We start from the raw sequence: 19,605 nt of genomic DNA, 5'->3' as shown, positions 1-19,605 counted from the left end.
CAAACCATTTAAACAGAGATAATTCCACCATAAAATCCGAATACCCGAAAAACGAAAAGAAGTAATTGTCGATCGTTGCAGACGAGTTTAATTTTTTGACTATGACACCAGAAGAACAACAAAAGGCACACGAAGACTACAGGAAGAAATACAGATATCTAAAACGTGCGCCGCGGCTACTCGTTTACTACTGCCTCATAGGGGAAAAGTTACGAAATACAATGGCCGAAATAGGCCGCAGGAAGGGCTGAGGGAGATAGCCGATGACGTTCCGAGTAAGGAATTTCAACAGGAATGCTAGGCTTGGAATCGATCTCACCGGCACAGTTATGCCGCAAGCATAATCAGGTGGATCAGGACCTGCTCCAGCAGGTTTTCGAGCGGCTGGCTATGCAGATTTTGTCTAGGCATGGCTGTTTGATAGCAGAGCACAAAGCACTCCGGATTATCGACTCTGCCACCGTTGCTCTTTGCTTGCGGAGGTAGAAGTGGGCCGACTTTCGCAAGACCAAGGCTGGTATAAAGCTTCACCTCCGCCTTGCTTTTGCAGATGCTCATGAGGTCCTGCCAGAGAAGGCAACCATTACGACAGCCAAGAAAAATGACCGGACACAGATGGATGACCTTATCGAAGATGCCGGAATCACCCACGTGTTGACCGCGGTTACGTGGACAAAGCATTTGATCGTTATTGCTCGGACGAGATATACTTCTTGAACTCTCACGAACTACAGGGCGGTTAGTTCAAATATATGGACAATGGACTAAAGATGGACAGATTATTGGAGATTCTTTGAAAAAGAAATTTGATCATTTAAGCACGTTATATGCGACATTCAGTATATTGAGGAAATGGTTATGAAAATTATATTATCGTAATAGTACAAGTTTCCAATTTTCTTTTCATGGTAATTTATGGTGGTTTCAGACTTTTTATTTTTCGTGTTTATCACCTGACATTCACTTGTTCAGTTACATTATAGTTGGTTCCTTAGTTCCAGAAACCGGTTGTCCTAGTTTAGGATAACCGGTTTTTTATGTTTCTAATTTAGTCATTTGCACCTAATTGAAGGTATAAGTGTTGAGCAGATGCAGAATTACGTCCTGACATTTGCTCGGCTTTTCTTTTATGGCAGGGGAAGAATTAGGGGAGGAAGGAGAAAACAAAGTTCTTTCAGAATCATACCTTAGAGGAGTTTCAAGATTTTCTATGTCTTGGAGGAGGTATCTACCTAGGCATTACTCTTTGAAGAGCTAATCGTTATCCGTTTGAAAACGGGGAGAGTTCTAAACAAGATGCTTAGTGCTTAGGTGTCAGAAGAAAATAAAATTCACTGAAAAATAAAGTGTTAGATTGACAGTGAATCATTAAGCTAACGGGCAGGATAGTTATAAATATGTTAAAATAAGGGCGAATAAAATCAGAGGTGATTTAATGTTTAATCCGAAGATCTTCTTCTATTAGTTGTGTCTAGGGTCATGGCTTCAAATGCCAAAATCTAACCCGGCACAACGGGGATGAAGATGTTTACACGGGAAGAGATTCAATCCTGGGAAGATGAGAAACAGCGTAGTCTGGAGATCTATAATAAGTCCAAAGATCCAAGAAAAGAGAAGCTTAAGGATTTCCGTAAAGGAATCAAGAGTGTTCATTACAACAAAGAATGTAAAGTAGCAAGAAAAGATGATTATCGTCTGTATAGAACAAAAATGAAACGACTGATGCGTAGTGAGAAATACGAGCTCCTACACAATTACAAACGAACGAGTGGTTGGATTACTTGGTAAATGAGGTAGTCCTTGGATGAACTCATCCTATTGTTGTTCAGTTACTTTAAAGCTAGTACCTTAACATTATAGTTGGTTTCTGATTTTATAAAACCGGTTGTCCTAGTTTAGGATGACCGTTTTTTTTAGTTCTGTTCAAATACAATAAAGTTGTGCACTAAAACAGTGACTGATAATAACCCTTGTAGGGACGTTATATAGAGGTTAAAAGGTATACGAGCGCTAAATGGTAAGTAGAGCCCATTACGTGCAAAGTATTTGGCACATCTTCTATTAACAACGCTCTACTTCTATTTTTTTATTGTACGCGATTTGTCATAATGAGCATTGGTAGTACAAAAATATGGTAATACTTCGTACCCTCCTTGTTGAACATCGGTTCTCGGCAATAACTGTGTATTACGCTTTGGTATCCTGAATCACTTTACTGATAAAGTTGTTTGGGCCAATACCGATTGATGCGATAATTCCTGTTCTCGACAGAATTGTGCTTCATATTCACAGCTGCATTCCCTGTTTTAGCATAAAAGCACGTTCAATAGAATTAAGATAAACAAACATTTCGTTCATTCTGTTGTCAAATCAATGTTTATGAAATGTCTACTCAAATAAAGTTTATGTGATCTGATTCTCTATCTTAGTCATTTAGAGCTACTTTTTTTACACCTCCACGATAACACGAAAGAAGATACATGAAATTTTGACTCAACTTGCATTTAAATATTTTGTAGACCGTCTACCAATCACAGTGTTGCGTGCAGGTGCGGTATATGGACCATATAGCTCTTTCCCTTACGAGTTATTCTTCGTCAAACGTAACCTGGATGGGCGACGGAAGCGAGTGCTTGATTTTGGTGGTGAGGGTCTGTTCCATCGGGTGAGCGTTAGTACTCTTGCAGAACTGATCCGGCTGGCGGCAAAGCGACCGGGTTCCAGGGTGCTCAATGCCTGTGATCCTGAGGTGCCAACCGTAGCTGAGATTGGAATGGCCATCGACGCCATCATGGATGTTGAAGCACCAGAGACTATCTTAATTGATGGGACATCGACGGAGTCATACGTGGGCAAGACCTCTTGGATGATTGAACATCCGGTGATCTGCGATATGGTTGCTGCTGAAAAGGAATTAGGTTATCGCCCAGTGGAGAATTACGATAAAAGCCTGCAAGAGATGGTAGAGTGGTTAGTAGAACAATTAGCTCGACACGACTGGCAGGAAGCCTTTCCACTATTAGCTCAAACGTATCAGCATCTCTTCGACTATGTTGCTGAAGATGCATGGTTTACTAAAGCGTTGAAATGATATCGCAACTTTAAATAGATCAAACTGTAATTGCTAGAATAATGATTTTTACTAATTGATAGTTTTCGAAAGAACTACGACTCCATTTAATATAAAAATAGAAAGGTGTGAAACGTGTGAAGTATAGAAAATTAGGTAAAAGTGATTTGGAAGTATCGGCTCTTGGATTTGGTTGCATGGGAATGTCAGAATTTTATAGCGGATGCGATGATAATGAATCGATCCGTACAATACACAGAGCGATTGAACTTGGCATAAATATGCTGGATACAGCAGATATGTACGGTCTCGGGAAAAATGAATAACTTCTTGCAAAAGCATTGAAAGGGCGACGTAGTGAAGGGATCCTGTCCACCAAATTTGGGAATGTACGCAGTGAAGGTGGTAAATTTCTAGGTTTAAACGGTCGGGCCGACTATGTAAAAGAAGCATGCGCTGCCAGCCTTCATCATTTAGGTACCGACTATATCGATTTGTACTACGTGCATCGGGTAGATCCTAATACTCCGATTGAAGAAACAGTTGGCGCAATGTCTGAATTGGTACGTGAGGGTAAAGTGCGATATATTGGATTATCTGAAGCGACCGAAGAAGAAATTCGGCGGGCACAGGCGATACATCCGATTACAGCTTTGCAGTCGGAATACTCTCTTTGGTCTCGCGATGTAGAAGATGGTATTTTGGCGTTGTGTCGCGAACTTGAGATTGGTTTTGTCGCTTTTAGTCCATTGGGATACGGATTTCTAACAGGTCAAATTCAAAAACTAGAAGACTTGGCTGAAGACGATGTAAGATGACTTTCTCCTCGGTTCCAGGGAGATAATTTCAATAAAAATTTGGATCTTGTGCATCGTGTAAAAGAAATAGCAACAGAGAAAGATATTACGCCATCCCAGTTGGCATTGGCCCTGGTTGACGGCACAGAGAGATGACATCTTCCCGATTCCTGGAACCAAGCGTAGAAAATACTTGGAGGAGAATGTTGGCGCGGTTGACGTTGTCCTGACACCAGCAGATTTGAAGCGTATTGATGAAGTTGCTCCTAAAGGGATTGCTTTTGGAGCTGGTCATTTAAGTATGGATGATGTTGATCTGTAAAGGATATCGATGTTGCAATAATTTTAGTTTATAAGAATACGCTAAGTGCAATTAAACATGTTCCCTTTTGAATATCCATCCGCTTTTTTCATGCTTTTTAGTGATTATGAACTGGAGCTTCTATCTGTAGGTAAGTTCAACTGAAATATAAATGTGTTATTGGTGTGATTGAGCGTTAAGGTGCCTTGATGTAACTCAACAATATTCCTTGCTATGGAAAGCCCCAGCCCTGCTCCTGTTTGGATACCTTCGCTGCTTCTTGAGTGGTCAACTTTATAAAAACGGTCAAACAGCTTCTCTTTTTGATCTTGCGTGAGAGGAATTCCTTCATTTTCGACCTTAATCGTAATTTGCTCAGGAGTTGCTTGCAGTCGAATGCAAATGCCTCCCGGCTTTAAGGAATATTTTAAGGCGTTCATGAGAAGATTATCGATTGCTCTGGCCATTTTATCGCTGTCAACGGAGGTAATGATCGAGGAATCACCGATATCCTTTACGATATATACACCGTTTTCTTGAGCAATGGGTTCGAACTCGAACAACAATTGATCCAAAAGTTGAAATAAATTGATCCTTCTCAGATTTAAATGGGTATCGACCGAAGTGAGCCGTGTATATTCAAACAAGTCATCCAGCAACTTCTTCAAATGAATCGCTTTGTTATAGGTGTTCTGAACAAAGCGCGTATATTCATCTTTATCTTGATATGAGTCTGTTCTTAAAAGCTCGATATAGCCGATAATGCTGGTCAGAGGCGTACGCAAGTCATGTGAAATACCAGTGATCAGCTCCATCTTGGATTTTTCTATTTCACGTTCCTTTACAATCTGCTGCTCTAAACGTTCGGTCATTCGATTGATGTTGTGCGCGACCCGTCCAAGTTCATCTTGCCGAACCACAGGTACCCGATAATGTAAATTGCCTTCAGAAATAAATTGAAGCCCTTGCTCCAATGTAATTAAGTCTCTAACGATTCGTCGTGTCAAAACTAAAAAAGTAAAGATAAACGTAACCATAAACAAGGGGGTAAGAAGATAAGGAAAAAAATTGCGAAACCAATGCCATTCCATAACATTGCTAATTTTCAGGAAAAGTAAAATGAGAATATCATTTATAGCAATAGCGATAATGAGACTCAGCACCATCCTGATTAAAATGTTGACCTGGATGCGTTTTTTTCGTTTTGGCTTTTGTATATGTTCATTCAATTTTGTAGCCAACTCCCCACACCGTTTTAATATATTGTGGATCTCTTGGGAATTGCTCTAATTTTTCTCGTAAATTACGAATATGAACCATCACCGTATTGTCAGAGAAACCGTATGGCGCTTTCCATACATTTTCGTAAATGTGCTCTGAACTAAAAACCTGTCCAGGGTGGCTGGCAAGCAAGATCAGGATAGAAAACTCTAGAGGAGTCAGCGAAATTTCATTCCCCTTTAACTTTACCGAATGTTTACTCTTATCAATCATCAGGTCCTTAATAAGGATAAGCGAATTAAATTCTTCTTTTCCTATTAATGACTGACGCCGTAGCTGCGCTTTTACGCGAGCAAGCAATTCTAACGGATTAAACGGTTTGATCATGTAGTCATCGGCCCCGGTAGTCAGCCCATTGATTTTATCAATATCTTCTTCTTTGGCTGATAGCATGATAATCGGAATATTCGAGATTTCCCTTATTTTAAGACATGCTTTGATCCCGTCCATTCGTGGCATCATGACATCTAGGATAACCAGATGAATTGATGTTTTCTTTATAGCATTCAGAGCTTCCTCCCCGTCAGCCGCTTCAATCACCTGGTATCCTTCATTGCGTAGATATACATGAATGACATCTCGAATTTCGGAGTCATCATCCACAACAAGGATTGTATTCATTACTGACTGCTCCTTTTTTAAAAATTGGTAGATTTAAGAGATTTAAGGTGCCATATTAAATTGTTATCCATAATTAGCCCACGTTCATTCCACCGTTTACATCGTTTCCCTTTTACGACAAACGTAAACGAAAGCAGGAGGGATATTGAGAGGCACCCAATCAATTTTTTCGATGATAAATTTTTCGGAAAGCTGCTTTTTCATTTGAAGTGAATATTGAAAGGCGATAAATAGGCCTCCAGGTTTGAGAGCTTTATAAATCTGTTCAACCAAAGTATCTCTCAATTCACGCTCAAAATTAAAAAAAGGTAGCCCGCTAAAAATACAATCCAACTGTTGAATGTTCTCTTGCTTCATTGCGTCTACTAAACGTGCAGCGTTCGGATGACAGGAGAAGTCTGGATATTCTGTCTGTAAATTATTCCTCATCGTCTCATCCATCTCAAATAATAACACTTTTGTTGCCTCACTTACCTGGGTATTGATACAACGTGTGATGGCACCAGTACCCGAACCGAGCTCTGCGACTGCCCTAACCTCGTTCCAAGGCGCTTGTTTAACCATTTTGGTCGCCAGAAACCGGGAGCTTGGTATAACACTTCCCACATTTTTTGGACTGTGAATAAAGCTTCGCAAAAATAAAAGATTTTCATTGAGTTTCAACTGATTATCCTCCATTACGGTTTATATACACAAATCATATTGAAAAAAACTAAGGAATTTATGAGTATATTTCTAAAGAAAATCTAAAGAATTCATCTATGGAAGGCTTAAAGTCTATGTCATCCAACCCAAAAAGCCTTACCAATCAAGTTGGTAAGGCTTTTTTATAAGAAGAAACAGTTAATTACTTTAGAATTTCTTTAGAAATATCCCTATAATCTCCTAAGATTTTTATACTAATATACTCTCATCGACATAACGAGGAGGTTAGAACATGATTAGCGATATTGTCTTACAGCTAGTCGATCATTATGGATATTTGTTTTTTTTCCTAGCCTTCTGCCTAGGCCCATTTGGGATTCCGGTTCCTAATGAGTTAACTATACTAACAGGTGGAATTTTGAGTAACAACGGAGTTTTAAACCCGTGGATTGTATATATGGTTATCCTCGCTGGCTTGTTTACAGCAATTACATTTGCTTATTTTGCAGGCAGAATTTTTGGAGAGAAATTCAAACCCAAGTTTCAAAACAACCGTCATTTCTTGAAAGCAGAGAAACTTTTTGAACAACACGGAGATATTGCAATGTGTCTTGGAATGTTAATTCCAGTCGTTCGGTATATTCTGCCTGTGTTTGTTGGTCTCAACGGTGTCTCGTACAAGAAGTTTGCTTTGATTTCGTATTTGAGCGCGTTTGCTTGGACCACTACATTCTTTGCTTTTGGCAAATTCTTTGGACATCATATATTAAATTTGCTAGATACAATCGATCCTAAATTAGCCGTGGCTGCCCTAATAATAGCCGTTGGCACTTTTATCATAACGAAGTGGTTCAAGTTGATCTTTACTGCATGAGACGATGAATGAAATAAATAAGACAACACGGTTTGATTTTTTGAAACGATATAAGGAGAACTGTAATCAATGAAAAAAGTAAAGAAAGAAAAAATATTGATTCTTACCGGAAATTATGGAAATGGTCATAATCAAGTAGCCCAAGCACTGCAAGATGCAGTGCAGATTCGGTTTCCTCATATGGAACCTGTTGTTATTGATTTTATGGAATGGATTCATCCCTATGTGAATCATTGGAGTCGATTGCTTTATCTGCAAGCCGTCAAAACATTTCCACAAGTGTATGGATATCTATATCAGAAAACACGGAAGCCAAACGCTCTATCCCATATCGTAAAAATCGTCTTCTCTACTGGAATCGGACGAATGATGAAATTAATTGGTAAAGTACAACCCACTATAGTAATAAGTACATTTCCTTTGGCCGCAGGCGTGATGTCGAAGCTAAAATCATATGGATTAATCGATATTCCTACTGTTACTACGATTACCGATCACACTGATCATAGCTCATGGATCTATCCCTATACCGATCAATATATCGTAGGCTCCAAAATTGTTCGTGATTCTTTGATTCAGTTAGGTGTTGAAGAGATGCAGATTTCGGATACAGGAATTCCTATTCGGCCGCAATTTTCTCAGTCCATGGAAAGAGTGAAAACGGCAAAGAAGCATGGTTTAGATCCTTATATGCCTACTGTGCTTGTGATGGGAGGAGGTTGCGGCATGATTGGCGATGGAAGCTCTACGATTCAGGAATTTGATCAATTGCCTCAACCTGTACAATTCATCATTGTTTGTGGGCATAATGAAAAGCTTCGAATTAAATTGAGTGAGAAGCTGAAAGGTTCCAAACATCGCATCCATTTAACAGGTTATATTCATTATGTTCATGAGTTAATGGCCGTATCTAACATTATGATTACCAAACCAGGAGGAGTCACGACTTTTGAGGCGATTGCTATGGAACTGCCGATGCTACTTTGTAAGCCAATTCCTGGTCAAGAACAGGATAATGCCGATTTTTTAGTTCGCTCCGGTGTAGCCATTCATGCAGAGACATCTCGGGATTTAACAAAGCAGCTATCGAAATTGCTAAATGATGCAAAACTTCTTCAGGAAATGAAGACAAATACTAAACGGTTCCATCCTAAAGAGTCCGCGTTTGCGTCATTAGAAGTTATTTTTGGAATTGTGAAAATGAACAATAGAGTCAATGGAATAAATATATGCTCCTAAAGAAAGACAAGCATTGATTCATTACTGTTAAAAAGGAGCAGGATTATGGAGCAGACATTCATAATTATCATCAGTGGATTACTCATCTACACGATTATTCCAACCCTTATGGTTCGACTATTTGGAATCGGGGTTTATAAAAGAGGAACGAGCAAGCAGCCCATTGCTTTGACCTTTGATGACGGTCCAGACCCAGAATATACACCTCTTTTGCTTGATTTATTAAAGAAGCACAATATAAAGGTAACCTTTTTTGTTCTTGGTCAAAAAGCGGAGCAATACCCCGATCTAATTCAACGAATGCACAGTGAAGGACATCTTGTTGGAATTCACAATTACGTGCATTGGTCCAATGCCTTGATGAGTCCAAAGAGGGTCCGTGAGCAGGTAAACAAAACGGCCAACGTCATTGATCGTATTATTGGGAAAAGAACCTTTTACTATCGGCCCCCATGGGGAGTTATCAACCTGTTTGACTTTTTTTTGATGAGGCAATTTCGTATGATTCTTTGGTCTGTTATTGTAGGTGATTGGAAAAGCTCTGGCGGCAAGCAAAAAATTAAGCAAAGGCTGCTGTCCAAGCTAAAGGGGGGAGCTGTCATTGTTCTTCATGATAGTGGACAGACGTTCGGAGCAGACAGGGAGGCACCTGCATATATGTTGGAGGCACTAAATGAATTTATCACTGAAGCATTATATACAGGGTATTCCTTTCATAGAGTAGATGCTGATCGTTAAACGGGCTAAGTACATGAGTTCGAGAAAAATTGAATTGAAAGGTTCAAAATAAAACTTAAGCCAGGAACACATTTTGTTCAGGCTTAAGTTTTTTTACTTAGGTCTTTGATGAGGACCATAGGGGTGTCAGACATTTTCCATATTTTAATACAGGCCTGGATACTATCCGTTCGTAGCATCTTAATATCTAGGATGACCAGTTCGAAAGAGATTGATTTAACTAGATTTAGCGCTTCCAGACCATCTGCAACTTTTATGACAAAGTATCCCTCATTGCGCAAAAACGTCTTGAATCTCTGAATCGTCAGCTACAACAAGTATTGTATCCATTACATGGCACCTCTTTTTTGCGACAGATATATACAAAAGCAGGAGGGAAATTGAAGGGCACGAACTCAATTTTTTCAATAGTTAAGTCTGCGGCAAATTTTTTTTTCATTTGTAACGAGTACTGAAAAGCAACAAAAATTCCTCCAGGTTTTAGTGCCTTCATAATCTGATTAAGTAAAGTTTCTCGCATTTCACTCGTGAAATTAGAAAATGATAATCCGCTAATAATGCAGTCCAGCTGGCCGATGTCATCGTGATTTAATTTTTTAACTAATTGGCAAGCATTAGAATGGCACACGAAATCCGGGTATTCTGCCTTCAGATTTTCTCTCATTTTCTTATCTCTTTCGAACAATAACACTTTTGTTGATCCAGTTAATTGTGTCTTCATGCAACGTGTGATAGCACCTGTACCTGACCCAAGCTCTGCAACTGTCTTTACCCCATCCCAGGGTACAGACTCAACTACTTTAGCTGCCAAAAATCGAGAGCTAGGTATAAGGCTTCCCACTCGTTGTGGATTTGTGAGGAAACCTTGCAAAAAAAGTAGATATTCATTGAAATTCATTTGTTTCTTCTCCATGATTTATTTTCTCCCTATTTTTTTCGTTTCGATATAAAAATAGTAACGAAAAAATCTAAGGATTTTACGAGGATATATCTAAAGAAAATCTGAAGAAAGAAACCCTGATATACGCTCGACGGGTTCTATAAAACTTAAGGAAATCTAAACATAATAGAGTTTAATGTTTAATTTGTCGAGTTTTTATGTAAACGCTATCATTATATAATTTTACTTAGAAAGGAGGTGAAAGTAAGAAAACACGGAATATGGTACACATAAGCGATGTACTGCAACAGAGAATCGACTGAAAAGCAGGTGTAGAATGCAAATATAAAAATTTCAGGAGGTAAAGTATGATTAAATTTGGCAAGAAAATGTTAACGGTAGTTCTTGCGGCTTCCATGAGTTTTGGGGTGTTTGCAACAACCTCAAGTGCAGCGACAGACTATTGGCAAAATTGGACCGATGGCGGTGGGACGGTCAATGCTGTTAATGGATCAGGCGGTAATTACAGCGTAACATGGAAGGATACCGGGAATTTTGTTGTCGGTAAAGGCTGGACTACTGGATCGCCAAACAGAACGATTAACTACAATGCCGGTGTCTGGGCGCCGTCTGGTAATGGATATTTGGCTCTCTACGGGTGGACGAGAAACTCACTCATCGAATATTACGTCGTTGATAGCTGGGGAACTTATCGACCTACCGGAACGTATAAAGGTACGGTGACCAGTGATGGAGGCACATATGACATCTACACAACAATGCGATACGACGCACCTTCCATTGAAGGCCAAAAAACGACGTTTATTCAATACTGGAGTGTTCGACAGACGAAGAGACCGACCGGGGGCAACTCCACGATCACTTTCAGCAACCACGTGAATGCATGGGCGAGCAAAGGAATGCATCTGGGGAACAACTGGTCTTACCAAGTGTTAGCAACAGAAGGATATCAGAGTAGTGGAAGCTCTAACGTAACGGTGTGGTAACCACTCAACTGCAAACGGTTCAACGAACGGGAGCGATTGGCATTTCGTCACGGGGAAAGCAGGATGAGGGCACATAACCGTATTACAACATAAACAAGGTAATAACGCCGGAGACAAATACTTATCTGGAAACTGGAACTGGGCTATCATAGAGAGCAACAATAATAAAACAAAATCGATCGGTACACGAAAACCCAACGAGTTAGGAATTTGCGATATGTCTGGCAATGTAAAGGAATGGTGTTGGGATTGTTACGGAGACTAAAGGGATACGGTAGTTAATGAAACAGCGACAGTTGAGGACGATTTCTCGTCCACGGCTGTCGCTGTTTTATGTATGGGTTAACATAATACCTAAGGTTGTCGAAAAGATGAGGAGGGGGTATAGTTTATATGTATGTATTTTGCTCGGAAAGAGGTTCATATGGCAACAATTCATGATGTGGCGTTAAAAGCGGGCGTGTCGGTCACTACAGTATCCCGTGTAATGAATAACCGGGGCTATATCAGCGAAGCTACACGCAAAAAAGTGTTCGATGCAATGGAAGAGCTTAATTATCAACCAAATGAAATAGCACGATCTCTGCTACGCAAGCAGTCCAATATCATCGGTCTTATTATTCCCAATGTCTCGCATCCTTTCTTTAGTGAGCTTGCTAACCAGGTGGAGTATTATGCCTATCAGCAGGGGTGCAAGGTTCTACTCTGCAATTCGCATATGGACCCTGTGAAGGAAAAAGTGTATATCGATATGTTAAAACGAAACCGGGTAGACGGCATCATTATGGGTAGCCATACCTTGGAAGTAGAAGAGTACCGACATTTGAATTCACCAATTGTGACATTTGACAGACAGATTGATCCACAAATCCCGTACATATCTTCGGACAATTATCGCGGAGGTGAGCTGGCTACGGAACTGCTCATTCGCAAAGGGTGCCGGAAAATTGCGCATATATGTGGAAATCTGGAGCTGAACATGCTGTCCAATGAGCGGACCACAGCTTTCCGGGATGTCGTGAACAGGAATAGTGTCGAGCATGTAATCGTTCAAACAGACCTGAATGTGTTCGACCAAAAGGAGTACGAGCGATTGATTTCCAAACTCGTTCATGAACATCCAGATGTGGATGGGGTGTTTGCAACAAGCGATATTATTGCAGCCTTTGCGCTGAAAGAATATATCCGCGCCGGACGGCATGTACCGGAGAATGTGCGTATTGTAGGCTTCGATGACGTGAGCGCTGCTTCCTGGCTGACGCCTGAACTTACATCGGTAAGACAGCCAATTGCAGAGATCGGCAGGTTGGCGGTCGAGCTGATTCGTAGACAGGCAGAGGGAGAGCAGGTACAGCCTGTTAATCGGCTGCCTGTTGAACTGATTGAGCGTGCAACGACCTGAATGAAATCTGTTCCTCTAACAAGGGGAACAGATTTTTTTTAGAGAATGTTAAAGGTTTAACATGTCAAACGATTGACATAGAATGATTCTTTGACATATAATCCGTTTGTAAGCGTTTTATTTAAGCGTTCAGAGCCATTACAGAAATAGGGGGATGACAACAGTGAGGAAATTCAAAAGAGTTCAATGGATGGTAATGCTGCTTCTTTTGGTTATGGTGGTGTCTGCATGCGGCGGCTCCGGAGGAGAAGGCAATTCAGCTTCTGGAGGGGGATCAGCGGATTCAGGAAATGTGAAAATTACACTTTTGAACTCTAAGGGTGAAATCCTTTCACAACTTGAGGATGCCGCCAAGGCGTTCCAGAAAGACAATCCCGGCATTACTGTTGAAATCCAGCCGGTTCCGGCCGGTGGATCGCCTTTTGAGCGTGCCTCTGCATTGTATGCATCCGGAAACCCGCCGACCATGATCATGCTTGATACAGGTGATGTGGAGAAATTCAAGGATCGTATCCTCGATCTAAGCGGAGAAAAGTGGAATGCGGACACTGTTGAAAACGCTACCACAACGACGACGTTTGACGGTAAAAATTACGCGTTTCCGCTGGCTGTTGAAGGCTACGGATTCATCTATAACAAAGCGGTTGTTGATAAAGCGGTAGGCGGAAGCTTTGACCCCACCACAATTAAAACCCGAAATGATCTTGAAAAGCTGTTTCAGCAAATCGAGGCATCTGGGAAGAAAGCATTGGTGATTTCACCAATGGATTGGTCCCTAGGCGCTCATTATTTGCCACTTGCTTATGCAGGCCAGAACAAAGACATGGCTGAAGTGGACAAATTTATGGCATCACTGAAAGCGGGCCAGGCTAACTTGGCTACCAATCCAGTATTTAACGGACTTATGGATACATTCGACGTCATGATGAAATACAATATCGATCAGGCTTCCCCACTGGCAGGCGCTTATGAGCGTGGACCAGAACTGCTTGGCAAAGGCGAAGTTGGTATTTGGTTCATGGGCAACTGGGCATGGCCGCAAATCAGCGGTTTTGATACGGCTAACAAAGAATATGGTTTCTTGCCTGTACCCATCAGCAACAATGCTGATGACTACGGCAATCAGGAAATTTCATCCGCTGTTTCCAAACGTATTGTCATTGACAAGGAGAAGAGTACGCCGGAGCAGCAAGAGGCAGCGAAGAAGTTCCTGAACTGGATCGTCTATGATGCGAAAGGTCAGGATTTCCTCGTAAACAAAGCGAACATTATCCCAGCGTTCAAAAATATTACACTGCCTGCGGCCGATCCACTTGGCAAATCCATTCAGGAGTATATTGCAAAAGGCAAGTCAGAGCAGTCGATGAGCTTGCTGCCGGCCGATCACTGGTCTAAGCTAGGATCTTCCATGCAAAAATATCTGGCGAAGCAGGGCGATCGCGCAACACTGGCTAAGGAAATCGAAAACTACTGGAAAAGCGTAAAATAAGGCTTATTTCAAATTACCCGGAAATAGAGAGAGAAATCCGAAACAAAGAGAGGGATCACCATGATTGCGGAAAAAGGAGTATGGAACCGGCTACGGACACGGCTGCTGTTCACCGGACCAACCTTGTTTGCCTTCATAACGGTAATGATCATTCCATTTTTGTACGGCATTTATTTGACGTTCACAAACTGGGATGGTATTTCCACGACACTAACGCTGGTTGGCATCCAAAACTATCTGGCCGTTTTTCGGGATATTGAGTTTTGGAAATCGTTCGCCTTGACGCTCAAATATGTATTTTATACCGTTGTTCTTATCAATGTCATCGCTTTTATGCTGGCTTATGTGCTGACTAAAGGGTTAAAAGGACAGAGTATTTTTCGGGCAGGGTTTTTCCTGCCCAACCTTGTCGGCGGTATTGTACTCGGTTTTATCTGGCAGTTCATCTTCAACAACGTGCTTGTCTATTTGGGACAACATGCCGACATTCAGGCGCTCAGCACGACTTGGCTGGCTGATCCTGACAAAGCGTTCTGGACACTCGTGATTGTAACCGTGTGGCAGAACGCGGGTTACATGATGGTCATTTATATTGCAGGTTTGACGGGTGTGCCGAATGATATTATGGAGGCTGCAAGCATTGACGGGGCGAGCAGCTGGACCAGACTGCGGAAAATGGTGCTGCCCTTGATGGTTCCTTCTTTCATCGTATGTATATTTTTGTCCCTGCAGCGTGGATTTATGGTCTATGACGTCAACCTTGCGCTCACGAAAGGTGGACCGTTCAGTAGTACTCAAATGGTGTCGATGCATGTGTATGAAAAGGCATTCCTTTCCCGTGACTATGGTGTGGGGCAGGCAGAAGCATTCGTACTGTTCCTGATGGTTGCTCTCATCACTCTGCTCCAGGTTTATTTTAGCAAGAAGTTGGAGGTGGAGGCGTAATGGCAAACAAAAAAATCGCTTCCTCCATGATCAAATTCATTGTGCTAACAGTCCTACTCATATTATTCATCGTACCGTTCGTCTTTCTGCTGATCAATTCGTTCAAGGAAAATATGGCGATTACCTCGAATCCGTTATCGCTTCCAGAGAGCTTCAATATGACCAACTATATGAATGCATTTGATAAAATGAATTATATCACTGCATTCACTAACTCATTGGTCATAACGGTGTTAAGTGTCTTGTTTATCTCCCTGTTTGCGGCGATGACGGCTCATTATTTTGTCAGAAACAACACCAAGTTCAACCAATATACATTTATGCTGATGGTAGCTTCCATGATTATTCCATTCCAGGCCATCATGATTCCATTGGTGAAAATTTACGGCTCACTTGATCTGCTGAACAGCAAATGGTCGCTGATTTACATGTATATCGGTTTTGGTAGCTCGCTGGCCGTCTTCATTTATCATGGATTCGTAAAGAGTATTCCGAAGGAATTGGAGGAAGCAGCGCTGATTGACGGCTGCACGCGGATTCAGACCTTCTTCCGCATCGTGTTTCCGGTATTGATGCCTACGACGGCCACTATTTCCATTCTCAATGTACTGTGGATCTGGAATGATTTTCTGCTGCCTTCGCTCATTCTGGTCGATCCTGAGCAAAGGACACTTCCGCTGTCCACATACAACTTTTATGGAACCTACACAGTGGATTATGGGCCATTGATGGCAAGTTTGGTACTCACGATATTTCCGATCATTATCATCTATCTGTTCGCCCAGAAATATATTATTCAGGGTGTTATGCAAGGTTCGATTAAATAACTGTAGGAGTAGGATGCCTTATCAAACATACTAGAGTGTATACGAGAGAAAATGCTGATCAATTTATTTCCCAATCCAAGCATATGCTTCGGCCGGATTATCGGCTGAACTATCATTTAATGGCTGAATTTGGCTGGATGAATGATCCGAACGGTTTCATTCAATATAACGGGCAGTATCACTTGTTCTATCAACATTATCCGTATAAATCGGTGTGGGGACCGATGCACTGGGGACACGCAGTCAGCCGCGATCTTATGAAGTGGGACTATCTACCGGTTGCTTTGGCCCCGGACGGTGAGTTCGACCGGGATGGCTGCTTCTCCGGCAGTGCGGTTGAGCAAGACGGGAAGCTTGTCCTGATGTATACCGGACATGTTGTAACCGGCCCCGACAAAGATCAGGATTACAAGCAGTCACAGGGAATTGCAGTATCAGAAGACGGAGTGACATTCGAAAAGTGGGAGGGCAACCCGGTCATCGGTTATGACGCCATACCGGACAGGGTCAGCCGCAAAGATTTTCGTGATCCTAAGGTGTTCAGGCATGAGGACCAATACTACGTCGTGCTTGGTTCTAATGACGCCCAAGGGAACGGGCTTGTACTGCTTTACCGATCTGAAGACCTGAGAAGCTGGACGTATGTCAATGTGCTGGCTGTGAGTGACGGACGCTTCGGTGATAATTGGGAATGTCCAGATCTGTTCCCGCTCGGCGATCGGCACGTGTTCATGCTATCTCCACAGCGCATGCCTGCTCAGGGAGAAGCATACCGTAATCTGCATTCCACCATGTACGGTATAGGTGATTTCAATGCGGAGGCTGGAACATTTACGGCAGAGCGGTATGCTCAGGTAGATCACGGATTCGATTTCTATGCCCCGCAGTCAACCTTGGATGATCAAGGGCGGCGTATCATCATCGGATGGATGGATATGTGGGAGTCGGAGATGCCAACCCAGCAGGGACATCATTGGGCAGGTGCGATGAGTCTTCCGCGGGAAGCGGTGATCGACCACGACAGATTGCTGTTCCGTCCGCTTGATGAGGTGGAAAATTACCGATCCAATCTGTTCGAGCAGCGGGATATCTTGCTGACAGGCGAGCAGATCATGGACACGTTCGGAGATAGCTACGAACTGAAGGCGGTATTTGAGTTCGAGGCTGGTAATACTGATGAATTCGGCTTGAAGCTGAGAGTGGGCGACGAAGAGGAAACGGTACTGTCGTATCGTCCCGATGACGGTCTATTCCGTTTTAACCGTGAGCGTGCTGGTATCGGACCGGGCGGAGAGAGAAGAGTACCCTTGGGCTTACAAGAGGGACGTTTGGAGCTGCGTATTTTCGTCGATAAAAGCTCTGTGGAAATATTCATCGGTGACGGTGAATACGTCCTCACAGGAAGAGTGTATCCCGGAATGGAATCAACAGGTATTCGTGCATTTGCGAGCGGAAAATGTACGTTGGCCTCGTTCCAGAAGTGGGATATTCTCACATAGAATCGCATGACAAACAGGAGCCTGACCGTTGATGGTCAGGTTCCTGTTTTTTGTGGCCATTTTGCTCGTGGGATTTTAGGCGTGCTTATTTTGCAGATAAGCATCAAGATAAGCATCAATTTTGGTGAGGGCTTCTTCTGTACCGCCGGATTGCTGGAAGCTATTATTTATTTTTTGTACGCCCTCTTTATAGGCTGCGTTTGACACGACCTCATGTACGGCATCTCTTAACGATTGTGAATTGATTTGATCTTTAGTTATTCGATAGCCAGCCTGAAGTTCCGTTAACCGCTGCGCGACCATGGGCTGATCTTTGTCCTGAGGCAGCACCACCAAGGGGACATTAAAGTGAATTCCTTCATTCACACTGTTCATTCCACCATGAGTAATAAATACATCTGTATGACGTAATACCTCCAATTGAGGTACATAGGGTGAGATGATAAAGTGCTCAGGGGCAGGATTAATTTTCGTAAAGTCAGCTTTTTCGCCAGCTGCAATCACGACGATGCCTTCAAAATCGGAAAAAGCCTCAATGCAGGTGTTAAAAAAGTCCTCAGTATGGTCTAGAACAGTTCCCATCGAGATATACAAAACCTTTTTACCCTGTAGTCTGTCTAGCGGGAATGAATTTTCTCTTTTGCGCTCCGGGAAGCTGGGGCCAATAAAAAGATGCTCGTCCCCAAATTGTTCACCATTCGGTTGAAAATATCTGCTCGTATATACGACATTCAAAGCTCCTGAATTGTTCATAAATTGAACCAGCTCTTTGGGAGCAACACCGAACCTTTCTTTCATGAGTTGCAGTGAAGACGTTACTTGTTCATCAGGCTGAAACGGTACTTTAGCGTCGGAGCGGAAGAGATTGGCAGCCATCAGATGATTTGAAATGAGAAAAGATGGGGATGAAGAGATGCCTGGGATATTCAAATAATCTCTTACTAATTCACCAGCTCCGAATCGATCATAGAACACCAAGTCAAATTGAATACGCTCGGACAGCTCCTGAGTGATGGCTAAGATGTCCATCGAAGTCTGGATATGAATATTCAAAAATGCGTTCAGTCCTGCCGGAGTGTTGGTATCAATGGAAGCAGTCCTGACCAGATCAGGATGCAGGTGAACCTTCGCTCCAACTGCTTCGAGTCTATTCTTGTATTTCTCAGTTGTAATGTAATGAACCTGGTCCCCTCGTGCTGCAAAGGCTTGCGTGATCCCAAGCGTGGGGTTTACATGTCCTTCTGCCGGAAAATTAACCATTAATACATTTAACATCCATCCTTACTCCTTTCCTTCTCTTTCATTTAAGATGCAGTTTTAACTGAATCTCTCAATCCATAATAACAATAATATTTATTTTTTCAAATGATATCCTTTCATGATTGCGTTTTAAAACAGTCAACATAATTCAAAAGAATAAGACAAGGACATGTTGGCATGAAATGTGTATAACAAATATTTACCTCGTGCATAGTAAAGACGAACCTATATAGCGAGGGAGGTTTTTTCTAAATGAATGTCCAAAGAGCACAAGAAATAGCGTCCTCTTCCATTATGGCAAATGTGTTGTGCGATGGGTTACCCATCTACATTCAGCATGTGAACGAACAACGTGAGACGGCACGGATCTATGCGCTGAACAATCCGGAAGAGGAACGGGAAGTGCCTTTGTACGCGTTAACAGAACGAGATCAAACCCTTGAATAGAAAGGAGCGACATGAAAAGTGAAACCCAATCAACAGAAAGAGATCGAGGCAGATCGTTTGAATTTTCGTGATCAGACGGACGATGTGGTCAGAGAAGTACCGGCCACAACAGATGCCAGCACAGCTGTTGCAGCAATGACCTCGCATATCAATAAATATGATGTACCAGATGAGTTGGAAGAAGAATAGGGAGTGGACAAGCGCGCACAGGATAACCTGTTGCGTGCTTTTTATATGACGTATAATTGGATCGTATCGAACAAAAAGTATTCAATGCCCAAAC

General features: G+C 42.1%; 20 protein-coding genes and 2 pseudogenes. 15 read left to right on the top strand and 7 right to left on the bottom strand.

What is annotated here, in order from left to right; genetic code table 11:
• Window positions 1-327: 327 nt before the first annotated feature.
• On the bottom strand, window positions 328-651 hold the full coding sequence (locus MMB75_RS19635; RefSeq protein WP_143069163.1) for a hypothetical protein: 324 nt from the start codon (window positions 649-651) through the stop codon (window positions 328-330).
• Window positions 652-1,518: 867 nt separating this feature from the next.
• On the opposite strand from MMB75_RS19635, the gene MMB75_RS19630 reads away from it, so the two are divergent.
• From MMB75_RS19630 to MMB75_RS19620, 3 genes and pseudogenes are all read left to right on the top strand, one after another.
• A complete protein-coding gene (locus tag MMB75_RS19630; protein WP_177189523.1) occupies window positions 1,519-1,788 on the top strand; it encodes a hypothetical protein in 270 nt (89 codons plus the stop codon).
• Window positions 1,789-2,488: 700 nt separating this feature from the next.
• On the top strand, window positions 2,489-3,091 hold the full coding sequence (locus tag MMB75_RS19625) for an NAD-dependent epimerase/dehydratase family protein (protein ID WP_230681908.1): 603 nt from the start codon (window positions 2,489-2,491) through the stop codon (window positions 3,089-3,091).
• Between the two features lie 116 nt (window positions 3,092-3,207).
• Window positions 3,208-4,189 (top strand): annotated as a pseudogene (locus tag MMB75_RS19620) (aldo/keto reductase).
• A gap of 104 nt (window positions 4,190-4,293) precedes the next feature.
• Here MMB75_RS19620 and MMB75_RS19615 read toward each other — a convergent pair.
• From MMB75_RS19615 to MMB75_RS19605, 3 genes are all read right to left on the bottom strand, one after another.
• Window positions 4,294-5,397 carry a sensor histidine kinase gene (locus MMB75_RS19615; protein ID WP_045244972.1) on the bottom strand — a complete coding sequence of 368 codons (1,104 nt, stop codon included), beginning with the start codon at window positions 5,395-5,397 and terminating at the stop codon, window positions 4,294-4,296.
• Window positions 5,390-6,070: a response regulator transcription factor gene (locus MMB75_RS19610; RefSeq protein WP_045244973.1), complete on the bottom strand. Its 681-nt coding sequence runs from the start codon at window positions 6,068-6,070 to the stop codon at window positions 5,390-5,392. The genes MMB75_RS19615 and MMB75_RS19610 overlap by 8 nt, the downstream gene beginning before the upstream one ends.
• Before the next feature lie 96 nt (window positions 6,071-6,166).
• A complete protein-coding gene (locus tag MMB75_RS19605; RefSeq protein WP_016820432.1) occupies window positions 6,167-6,733 on the bottom strand; it encodes a class I SAM-dependent methyltransferase in 567 nt (188 codons plus the stop codon).
• A 274-nt stretch (window positions 6,734-7,007) separates the two neighbouring features.
• Here MMB75_RS19605 and MMB75_RS19600 point away from each other — a divergent pair, with 274 nt between their 5' ends.
• The 3 genes from MMB75_RS19600 to MMB75_RS19590 all read left to right on the top strand — a co-directional run bounded on the left by MMB75_RS19600 (window position 7,008) and on the right by MMB75_RS19590 (window position 9,566).
• Window positions 7,008-7,589: a DedA family protein gene (locus tag MMB75_RS19600; protein ID WP_277509950.1), complete on the top strand. Its 582-nt coding sequence runs from the start codon at window positions 7,008-7,010 to the stop codon at window positions 7,587-7,589.
• A gap of 69 nt (window positions 7,590-7,658) precedes the next feature.
• Complete coding sequence (locus MMB75_RS19595; RefSeq protein ID WP_277509948.1) at window positions 7,659-8,828, top strand: MGDG synthase family glycosyltransferase; 1,170 nt, start codon at window positions 7,659-7,661, stop codon at window positions 8,826-8,828.
• Between the two features lie 45 nt (window positions 8,829-8,873).
• Window positions 8,874-9,566, top strand: a complete 693-nt coding sequence (locus tag MMB75_RS19590) for a polysaccharide deacetylase family protein (RefSeq protein ID WP_090890986.1) — start codon at window positions 8,874-8,876, stop codon at window positions 9,564-9,566.
• A gap of 83 nt (window positions 9,567-9,649) precedes the next feature.
• On the opposite strand, the gene MMB75_RS19585 is transcribed toward MMB75_RS19590, so the two are convergent.
• The gene (locus tag MMB75_RS19585; RefSeq protein ID WP_277509945.1) at window positions 9,650-9,847 is read right to left on the bottom strand and encodes a response regulator; all 198 of its coding nucleotides are present in this window, start codon (window positions 9,845-9,847) and stop codon (window positions 9,650-9,652) included.
• Window positions 9,848-9,870: 23 nt separating this feature from the next.
• Entirely contained in the window at window positions 9,871-10,479 is a 609-nt protein-coding gene (locus MMB75_RS19580; RefSeq protein ID WP_277509943.1) for a class I SAM-dependent methyltransferase, read from the bottom strand.
• A gap of 335 nt (window positions 10,480-10,814) precedes the next feature.
• Here MMB75_RS19580 and MMB75_RS19575 point away from each other — a divergent pair, with 335 nt between their 5' ends.
• The 7 genes and pseudogenes from MMB75_RS19575 (at window position 10,815) to MMB75_RS19545 (ending at window position 17,615) form a co-directional block, all read left to right on the top strand.
• Complete coding sequence (locus MMB75_RS19575) at window positions 10,815-11,453, top strand: glycoside hydrolase family 11 protein (protein ID WP_031462284.1); 639 nt, start codon at window positions 10,815-10,817, stop codon at window positions 11,451-11,453.
• Between the two features lie 103 nt (window positions 11,454-11,556).
• Window positions 11,557-11,715, top strand: a pseudogene (locus MMB75_RS19570) (SUMF1/EgtB/PvdO family nonheme iron enzyme); the annotation flags it as partial.
• A 135-nt stretch (window positions 11,716-11,850) separates the two neighbouring features.
• Window positions 11,851-12,855, top strand: a complete 1,005-nt coding sequence (locus MMB75_RS19565) for a LacI family DNA-binding transcriptional regulator (RefSeq protein ID WP_017425611.1) — start codon at window positions 11,851-11,853, stop codon at window positions 12,853-12,855.
• Window positions 12,856-13,018: 163 nt separating this feature from the next.
• Window positions 13,019-14,344 carry an ABC transporter substrate-binding protein gene (locus MMB75_RS19560; protein WP_277509938.1) on the top strand — a complete coding sequence of 442 codons (1,326 nt, stop codon included), beginning with the start codon at window positions 13,019-13,021 and terminating at the stop codon, window positions 14,342-14,344.
• Between the two features lie 60 nt (window positions 14,345-14,404).
• The gene (locus MMB75_RS19555; RefSeq protein ID WP_016820423.1) at window positions 14,405-15,289 is read left to right on the top strand and encodes a carbohydrate ABC transporter permease; all 885 of its coding nucleotides are present in this window, start codon (window positions 14,405-14,407) and stop codon (window positions 15,287-15,289) included.
• Window positions 15,289-16,116 (top strand): carbohydrate ABC transporter permease, encoded by an 828-nt coding sequence (locus MMB75_RS19550; protein WP_277509934.1) that lies wholly within the window; start codon window positions 15,289-15,291, stop codon window positions 16,114-16,116. Before MMB75_RS19555 ends, MMB75_RS19550 begins: the two co-directional genes overlap by 1 nt.
• Window positions 16,117-16,151: 35 nt before the next feature.
• On the top strand, window positions 16,152-17,615 hold the full coding sequence (locus MMB75_RS19545; protein ID WP_277509933.1) for a glycoside hydrolase family 32 protein: 1,464 nt from the start codon (window positions 16,152-16,154) through the stop codon (window positions 17,613-17,615).
• A gap of 75 nt (window positions 17,616-17,690) precedes the next feature.
• Here MMB75_RS19545 and MMB75_RS19540 read toward each other — a convergent pair whose 3' ends face one another.
• Window positions 17,691-18,890, bottom strand: a complete 1,200-nt coding sequence (locus MMB75_RS19540) for a macrolide family glycosyltransferase (protein WP_277509931.1) — start codon at window positions 18,888-18,890, stop codon at window positions 17,691-17,693.
• Between the two features lie 237 nt (window positions 18,891-19,127).
• On the opposite strand from MMB75_RS19540, the gene MMB75_RS19535 reads away from it, so the two are divergent.
• Both MMB75_RS19535 and MMB75_RS19530 read left to right on the top strand, forming a co-directional pair.
• Entirely contained in the window at window positions 19,128-19,322 is a 195-nt protein-coding gene (locus tag MMB75_RS19535) for an H-type small acid-soluble spore protein (RefSeq protein ID WP_016820419.1), read from the top strand.
• A gap of 18 nt (window positions 19,323-19,340) precedes the next feature.
• Window positions 19,341-19,511 carry a hypothetical protein gene (locus tag MMB75_RS19530; protein ID WP_186290450.1) on the top strand — a complete coding sequence of 57 codons (171 nt, stop codon included), beginning with the start codon at window positions 19,341-19,343 and terminating at the stop codon, window positions 19,509-19,511.
• Window positions 19,512-19,605 lie beyond the last annotated feature (94 nt).

Origin of the sequence: Paenibacillus sp. P2(2022) (genome assembly GCF_029522175.1) — a bacterium.
GTDB lineage: Bacteria > Bacillota > Bacilli > Paenibacillales > Paenibacillaceae > Paenibacillus > Paenibacillus polymyxa.
The sequence above is the reverse complement of the archived record's forward strand: the minus strand, read 5'-3'. Positions and strand labels throughout refer to the sequence as shown.

Excerpts from the sequence above, each read along its gene's own strand:
- MMB75_RS19630 (WP_177189523.1), top strand. The coding sequence starts at position 1,519 with ATGAAGATGTTTACACGGGAAGAGATTCAATCCTGGGAAGATGAGAAA.
- MMB75_RS19610 (WP_045244973.1), bottom strand. The coding sequence starts at position 6,070 with ATGAATACAATCCTTGTTGTGGATGATGACTCCGAAATTCGAGATGTC.
- MMB75_RS19600 (WP_277509950.1), top strand. The coding sequence starts at position 7,008 with ATGATTAGCGATATTGTCTTACAGCTAGTCGATCATTATGGATATTTG.
- MMB75_RS19595 (WP_277509948.1), top strand. The coding sequence starts at position 7,659 with ATGAAAAAAGTAAAGAAAGAAAAAATATTGATTCTTACCGGAAATTAT.
- MMB75_RS19590 (WP_090890986.1), top strand. The coding sequence starts at position 8,874 with ATGGAGCAGACATTCATAATTATCATCAGTGGATTACTCATCTACACG.
- MMB75_RS19580 (WP_277509943.1), bottom strand. The coding sequence starts at position 10,479 with ATGGAGAAGAAACAAATGAATTTCAATGAATATCTACTTTTTTTGCAA.
- MMB75_RS19575 (WP_031462284.1), top strand. The coding sequence starts at position 10,815 with ATGATTAAATTTGGCAAGAAAATGTTAACGGTAGTTCTTGCGGCTTCC.
- MMB75_RS19565 (WP_017425611.1), top strand. The coding sequence starts at position 11,851 with ATGTATTTTGCTCGGAAAGAGGTTCATATGGCAACAATTCATGATGTG.
- MMB75_RS19555 (WP_016820423.1), top strand. The coding sequence starts at position 14,405 with ATGATTGCGGAAAAAGGAGTATGGAACCGGCTACGGACACGGCTGCTG.
- MMB75_RS19550 (WP_277509934.1), top strand. The coding sequence starts at position 15,289 with ATGGCAAACAAAAAAATCGCTTCCTCCATGATCAAATTCATTGTGCTA.
- MMB75_RS19540 (WP_277509931.1), bottom strand. The coding sequence starts at position 18,890 with ATGTTAAATGTATTAATGGTTAATTTTCCGGCAGAAGGACATGTAAAC.
- MMB75_RS19535 (WP_016820419.1), top strand. The coding sequence starts at position 19,128 with ATGAATGTCCAAAGAGCACAAGAAATAGCGTCCTCTTCCATTATGGCA.